This window comes from Nostoc sp. CHAB 5715 (genome assembly GCF_020829685.1).
Classification (GTDB): Bacteria; Cyanobacteriota; Cyanobacteriia; order Cyanobacteriales; family Nostocaceae; genus Nostoc.
The window spans coordinates 1-4619 of sequence record NZ_JAIVFR010000618.1 but is presented as its reverse complement, the minus strand read 5'-3'; the positions used below and the strand labels follow the sequence as shown (position 1 = coordinate 4619).

Genomic DNA, 4619 nt, shown 5'->3' with positions numbered 1-4619 from the left:
GTTGAATTGTTAGAAGCTGAACAAGAGAAATTTATATTAGGAGTTACTCCGCCTTATCGTTGTTATGATGTGTCTGACGAAACCCAACAGCAACAAAAGGCAAGTCAAGCATTAGAATACTTTATTGTTCAAGTGAACAATATTCATCTCAACCAATTGCAACAAACGAGTGAGACGCAATCAGAGAAGACAGAATCAACTTCATCTAATGAGTCAAACAAAGCGGTAGCAGAGGTAAGCAAGTAGAAAGAAACCTGATTGCTTTTTTGTACAGAATTCAGCATGAATTCTGGCTCCTGACTCCTGTTTCAGATAAATGAGGGTATAGGCAATTTGTGAAGTTGCCAATATCCTCAGATATATAAACTAAGTTTTTGCAGTAACGTAAAAGTCTAAGTTAGTGCTTGAGCAACTACTGCTGAAAGTGACTCGTTTGCTGCTTGCTTCAACAATTCGGCTTTATCGGTCTGTTCCCAAGGCAAGTCTAAATCAGCCCGCCCAAAATGACCGTAAGCCGCGACGTCCTGATAAAAACGTCCGCCTCGTTCACTTGGTAAGTTACGTAAGTTGAAGGTATGAATAATCCCTGCTGGACGGAGTTCAAAGTGCTTGTTGATTAATTCCAGTAAGGTTTCTTCATCCACTTTGCCAGTGCCAAAGGTATCCACCAGAATGCTTGTTGGTCGTGCTACACCAATAGCATAAGATAGCTGAATTTCAACTTTTTCTGCCAACCCAGCAGCGACAATATTTTTCGCCACATAACGAGCGGCATAGGCAGCAGAGCGGTCTACCTTCGTGGGATCTTTGCCGGAAAAAGCGCCGCCACCATGCCGTGAATAACCACCGTAGGTGTCAACAATTATTTTCCGTCCTGTCAGACCGGAGTCTCCCTGAGGGCCACCAACGACAAATTTGCCAGTGGGGTTGACTAAAAAACGTGTTTCCTGATTAGGCTTAATTTCAATGTCGTTAAAAACAGGTTCGACCACTGCTGACCAGAGGTCTTGTTTAATTTTGGCTTGTACAGCCGCCTCATCCGTGATTTCCCCAATACTGGCTGTATGTTGGGTGGAAATTAGAATAGTATCAATACCTACTGGGCGTCCATCTTCGTAGATCACAGTTACTTGGGTTTTACCGTCAGGACGCAGGTATGACAATTCACCTGTTTTGCGGACTGCTGCCAATCGGCGAGCAATGCGGTGGGCGAGACTGATGGGTAAGGGTATCAGTTCTGGTGTTTCGTTACTAGCAAAACCAAACATTATACCTTGATCGCCGGCACCAATTTTGTCGAATAGCTCATCACTATCTTGCTGGCGGGTTTCTTGGGCGGTGTTAACGCCTTGGGCAATATCGGGTGATTGTTCGTCTAAAGCCAGCAGAACACTGGTGCTGTTAGCAGAAAAGCCATTATCGGCATTGGTATAGCCAATTTCGGCAATTTTCTGACGGGCGAGATTGACGAAATTCACATTGGCTTTGGTGGTTATTTCACCAGTGATTAGCACCAAACCAGTATTAACTACTACTTCAGCGGCGACACGGCTGCTGGGGTCTTGTGTCAGTAGGGCATCCAGAATGGTATCAGAAATCTGATCGCAGATTTTATCTGGATGACCTTCGGTGACTGACTCGGAGGTAAATAAATATCGACGAGACAAAGGAAATTCCTCCTGACTTGAGTTTTTTCGCTGACTAAATATGAGTATTTAGTTCAACTACCTAAATTTACAGCAGTTTTCATGTATTTGAACCACATCTGTCGTAAGGGCACAGCATTGCTCATTGGTGTCAACTTAAGCTAAAAATCGCTTATCTGTTGGCTTCCACGCCCGCCTGGAACTAAAGTTCCTCTCTTATAGCTAAAGTCTACTAAAGTAGACTAAAGATTTTTCGGATTATTTAGTCATCAAAAGATGACTTTCGCTATTAGCAAGGAACTTCAGTTCCTTGCGGGACATGGCTTTTACGTTAAGTTGACACGTATGAGCTGGCTCGTGCCCCTACCGTGTGGTCTATTTACCTGAAAATAGCTGTAACGTGAGTTCAACGAACCTTTCCCTGACTTGAACTAAAATTCAAGTCTGTCCCTCTCGCCCATCGGAGAGGGACGGTTTTGCGTAGTAAAACCTCTTAGAGGTCTTTTGATTCACCTCGTTAGGCGAACACCACATAAGCCGTTGAACTTACGTTAATTTATGAAATCATAACAATATTTATACTTCAGTAGTTAGTATCTTCTTAATATTGATAAAAACCACTAGCTATAAAGTAAGTATCTATAAAAAAGATAAATTTATGCTTAATTATTTTGTGGGTAAAATGTATTTAATAACACAAAAAAAAGGGACACCCAGAAGCGCCCCCAGAAACTTTGACACAAACACTTCTACTTTTAAACTTGAACTGCTAACTTTGCTTCCGTAGCTGTTAGCCGCTCATAGGCAGCACGCATTTTCAAACCGGTAAGCACTTGGAAGAAACCAGTACCATTATTGGAACCTGGATACTCGCGGTGCTGGAGTAACAAATGAGTCAATTCACCCTGATATTTAGTGGATGTATTGCTGAGATGAGTTTCGATATAAATTACTTCTTCCAAGTTGTCAAATTGACCATCCACCTCTAGTACTGAGACATAGCGGCCGTAGTAAACATCTGAACCGTAGTACAGTTGCATACCAGGGTAGGAACAGGTCAGCTTGCGACCACACGGAGTCCAATTAATTGTTGACCCTTCATCAAATAGGTAGGTTGGCTCAAAGCCTTCCTTATCTTCCCGCTGGAGCATACGTACCCGCAGGACTCTGCGCTCCGTGTCGTTTTTGATCAAGTTCGTGGGTAATACTTGGAGAACCACATCAGCAAATTCTCTTTGTGGTTCGATAAACTTATCAAAGTCAGGTTTGCGGGAATTGATTTGCGCTAAGACATCTTCGTAGCGATGACCGCGTTCAGCCATATCTCGCTGGATTTTCCAGGCAATTTTGACTTCATCGCTAATATCAAAATAAACACTGAAGTCGATTAGCGATCGCACCCGCTCATCATATAAAGGATGCAGCCCTTCAACAACTATAATATGATTCGGCTCTACCCGCTCCGGCGGATCAATTAAGCCAGTTTCGTGGTTGTAAATCGGCTTATCAATCCCTTGACCACTTTTGAGCGCTTTAATTTGCTCATACATCAGGTCAAAATTGTTTGCTCTGGGGTCTAATGCCGTTATCCCAGTTTCTTTACGCTGTTTGCGATCTAGGGAATGATAGTCATCCAAGCAAATGACTGTCATTAAATCTTCACCAAACAAATCTATCAAACGACGCAAAAACGTAGATTTACCGCAACCAGAGTCTCCGGCTACTCCAATCAGTACCACGCGTTCCGGCTTATTTGTCATAAATCTCCTCTAAAATACTAAAATTGTCTCAATATTTTTTCACACAGCAGATTCTGAAGCCAGGAGTTTACCCCTTTGGTTTATCCTGCCTTCTTGCTACCTAGCACATCTATAAGACACCAAGCAAGTAGGCAACAAAAGTAATTAAGTTGCTACTCGTCGGACTAGCCTGAATGTTGGTGCCGGTAAGTATTTAATCCTAGTGGTATATTTGATTTTAACAGAAGGGGGTATCCCATACAAGATTGCTCTCTAGAAGAATTAGGGTGGTTCATCAATCATTTTTTTCTTGATTTAGTTGTTAATTTAAAAATGGGGATCAGCACCGCCCATCAGCGTTGCGCCTTTATCAGTCCACTACTTGTGACTATAAACAAGACTATAAGGTATAATTTATTATTGCCGCATTGCCGCGAATTTTTTGATGTTCCTAAATTGTAATTCCTGCTCGACAATACTTAATATATTCAAAGCAAAAATCTATCCAACGAATGAGCAAAGAACTTGCATTAGTCAAATTCTTGGCTGTAAATTTATAGATATGCTTAGATAGAAGCGTTGACGTTATGGCCAAGTACTGATAGGGGTTGACAGATTTTTCACATCAAGTGAAACTGATTACAGTTGCTAAAATCACGGTTCTCTATGTCGTTATGTTTGTAGCTTGAGTTGTCCTAGTCATGTCATTATCCATAGACAGGTCATGAATATAGCTAACAATATTCCAAAATAGTAGATTTAAAGAAGTAAAACCAATCGGAAGAAAACCTTCTGGGATTGGCATTTCCGATTTAAACCCTTGGAGTAGGCAAGCGCAACCGCAATTTTTGGAAGTCAACTGAGCAGTAGCTTCCACTAATCGAAGCAGGCCTCCTAGAATATCTGTCCCTTTAAGTTGCTCGTTGGGTAGTAAGGTAAAAAACTATCTCCCTGATGGGGATGGTAGTTAACGAAAAAAAGATTAAATTGACTCATTATTAACATTCTCCACAAGACTTATCCTTTACCTTAGAAGGTGAACAGGTGTGTTTTTTGCTATGCCTACATGTCTTTGGTGAGTGTACTTAGCAAGGCATTAATTTAATGATGCCGTTTTTCCTTCATGGCTAGTTTTGTGAAACGAAAATCCGGTAGACTAAAGCTGGCAAGGTAGGGGAATAGTTTTTTTTTTGAAAAACGGTTAAGTAAATTATCGGAGTGGTAGAACGAATGT

3 protein-coding genes and 1 pseudogene are annotated in these 4619 nt (G+C 41.5%); 2 read left to right on the top strand and 2 right to left on the bottom strand.

Annotated elements, in window-relative coordinates; genetic code table 11:
* Nucleotides 1-246 (top strand): annotated as a pseudogene (locus tag LC574_RS27495) (DUF4231 domain-containing protein); the annotation flags it as partial.
* Between the two features lie 146 nt (nt 247-392).
* Here the strand turns inward: LC574_RS27495 and metK are convergent.
* Nucleotides 393-1667: a methionine adenosyltransferase gene (gene metK / locus LC574_RS27490; protein WP_229456829.1), complete on the bottom strand. Its 1275-nt coding sequence runs from the start codon at nt 1665-1667 to the stop codon at nt 393-395.
* 734 nt (nt 1668-2401) lie between these two features.
* The gene (locus tag LC574_RS27485; RefSeq protein ID WP_229456828.1) at nt 2402-3406 is read right to left on the bottom strand and encodes a phosphoribulokinase; all 1005 of its coding nucleotides are present in this window, start codon (nt 3404-3406) and stop codon (nt 2402-2404) included.
* A 424-nt stretch (nt 3407-3830) separates the two neighbouring features.
* Between LC574_RS27485 and LC574_RS39275 the strand changes: the two genes are divergently transcribed.
* Nucleotides 3831-3959 (top strand): helix-turn-helix domain-containing protein, encoded by a 129-nt coding sequence (locus LC574_RS39275; RefSeq protein ID WP_368736740.1) that lies wholly within the window; start codon nt 3831-3833, stop codon nt 3957-3959.
* Nucleotides 3960-4619 lie beyond the last annotated feature (660 nt).

What these genes read in the sequence shown, in the direction of transcription:
- LC574_RS27485 (WP_229456828.1), bottom strand. Translation starts at nt 3,406, where the DNA reads ATGACAAATAAGCCGGAACGCGTGGTACTGATTGGAGTAGCCGGAGAC.
- LC574_RS39275 (WP_368736740.1), top strand. Translation starts at nt 3,831, where the DNA reads ATGTTCCTAAATTGTAATTCCTGCTCGACAATACTTAATATATTCAAA.